Here is a 1,669-nt window from a genome sequence, read left to right on the forward strand (position 1 = left end):
GCCGCGGTTGGTGGTGGTCATGCCAGGGTTCCCTTCTGTTCCACGGTGACCTGCACCGACGAGCCGTGCTTGCCGCCGAGGCGACCGAGCCGGTCCCCGACGGCGTGCTCGACGGCGCTGGCATCGACGGGGATGCCGGACAGGGGCACCACGTGCACCTGGGTGCGGTGCCCACGCGCGGACGCGGTCGTGTTGGCTTCCGGGACGCCTGCTGCGTGGGCGGCGGCGTTCGCGGCGGTGGAGGCCAGGATGCGGGTGTCGATCACGACCGCACCGCGGTCACGGTCGATCCCGGACCGGGGCTGCCGGCCGGGCTTGAGGGCCAGCACGACCAGGACGATACCGAGGATCACCAGGGCGGCGGCGATGACCTCGATGATGGTGGTGAACGCGGCGTCGGGCGTGAGGGCGGTGTCGACCACGGTCTGCGGGTCCGCCAGCAGCGGCTGCTGCCCGATGGCCTTCAGGACCGCTTCGGTGCCGATCCACGCCGCGACAAGTGCGACGACGACCAGGGTGATCGCGACCGCGGTGGACCGGGACCGGTGGATGCTGCGACGACGCAGCCGCTTCTCGAGCTGTTCGGTGCTCATGTGCTCTGTCTCCTACCGGACCCGGCCCTCGTGCGCACGCACGATCCCGGTCAGTTCGATGTGGGTCCGACCCACCCGCCGGCCGGAGAGTTCCCCGACGCGGGAGCGGATCGTGTCAGCAGCCGACGACGCCGCGGAGACGACGTCCCCGCCGGCGGCGATCGGGCCGGTGACCTCCAGCGCGAGCGCGCCGTCGTGGTCGTCCAACCCGACCCGGAGCCGCTTCGCGGGAGCGCCCAGACGCTCCGCTGCGACGGCCCGGGCCAGCGCCGTCAGCGCCCGGGCGGTGATCTCGACCCGGCCCGGGACCGCGCTCGCCGGGAGGCTCCCCGGGCCGGCGCTCACCGGGAGCTCCGGCGTCCGGTCAGCACGTCGGTCAGGGCGCCGCGGTCGATCTTCCCGGTCGTGATCGCGGCCACGAGGGCACCGACCAGACCGAACACGATCACCAGGACGAAGCCCCAGAACCCGAACTGCAGTGCCACGACGGCGAGGATGGCGCCGATCAGCGCGCCGACGAGTGTGTTACTCAACGCGGGACTCCTTCTTGTCGTCGTTGTCGTCGTCATCACCCGGGATGAAGACGTCCTGGACGGTGACGTTCACCTCGGCGACCTCCATGCCCACGATCTGCTCCAGCGCACGGGCGACCGACGAACGGACACCGTCAGCGACCTGCTGCAGCGACACCGGGTACTCCGCGACGATCACGACGTCCGCGGCGACCTGCTTCTCGCCGACCTCGACCTTGACGCCCTGACCGTGGTCACGCTGCCCGATCGCGTCACGGATCGCGCCGATCGCACGGGCAGCGCCGCCGCCCAGCGAGTGCACCCCGTTGACCTCACGAGCGGCGATGCCGGCGACCTTCGACACGACGGTGTCGTCGATCGTGGTCTTGCCCGCAGTACCCGAACCGTTCTGGACGGCCGAGCGCGACGCCGCCGAAGCGGTCGCCGGAGTGGTCGAGGTGGTGGTGGTGTCAGCCATTGGTGTCTCCCTTCGAGGACCCGCCGGGACTCGTTCCCAGCGGTTGCTGTTCACGGATGAGACGGGCTGACACCGAGATTCGTCAC

4 protein-coding genes are annotated in these 1,669 nt (G+C 71.1%); all 4 read right to left on the reverse strand.

From position 1 onward, the window contains the following. Positions 1-17 precede the first annotated feature (17 nt). The 4 genes from ACH0A8_RS16375 to ACH0A8_RS16390 are packed head-to-tail and all read right to left on the reverse strand — an operon-like array spanning position 18 to position 1,583. Positions 18-593 carry a DUF6286 domain-containing protein gene (locus ACH0A8_RS16375; RefSeq protein ID WP_066653411.1) on the reverse strand — a complete coding sequence of 192 codons (576 nt, stop codon included), beginning with the start codon at positions 591-593 and terminating at the stop codon, positions 18-20. A 12-nt stretch (positions 594-605) separates the two neighbouring features. Continuing rightward, complete coding sequence (locus tag ACH0A8_RS16380; RefSeq protein ID WP_209685806.1) at positions 606-938, reverse strand: hypothetical protein; 333 nt, start codon at positions 936-938, stop codon at positions 606-608. Next, positions 935-1,126: a DUF2273 domain-containing protein gene (locus ACH0A8_RS16385; protein ID WP_066656066.1), complete on the reverse strand. Its 192-nt coding sequence runs from the start codon at positions 1,124-1,126 to the stop codon at positions 935-937. Before ACH0A8_RS16385 ends, ACH0A8_RS16380 begins: the two co-directional genes overlap by 4 nt. Then, positions 1,119-1,583 (reverse strand): Asp23/Gls24 family envelope stress response protein, encoded by a 465-nt coding sequence (locus tag ACH0A8_RS16390; RefSeq protein ID WP_066656064.1) that lies wholly within the window; start codon positions 1,581-1,583, stop codon positions 1,119-1,121. Before ACH0A8_RS16390 ends, ACH0A8_RS16385 begins: the two co-directional genes overlap by 8 nt. Between the last annotated feature and the right edge of the window lie 86 nt (positions 1,584-1,669).

This window comes from Curtobacterium sp. 179-B 9B NHS, assembly GCF_045370965.1.
In the GTDB taxonomy this organism is placed as follows: domain Bacteria; phylum Actinomycetota; class Actinomycetes; order Actinomycetales; family Microbacteriaceae; genus Curtobacterium.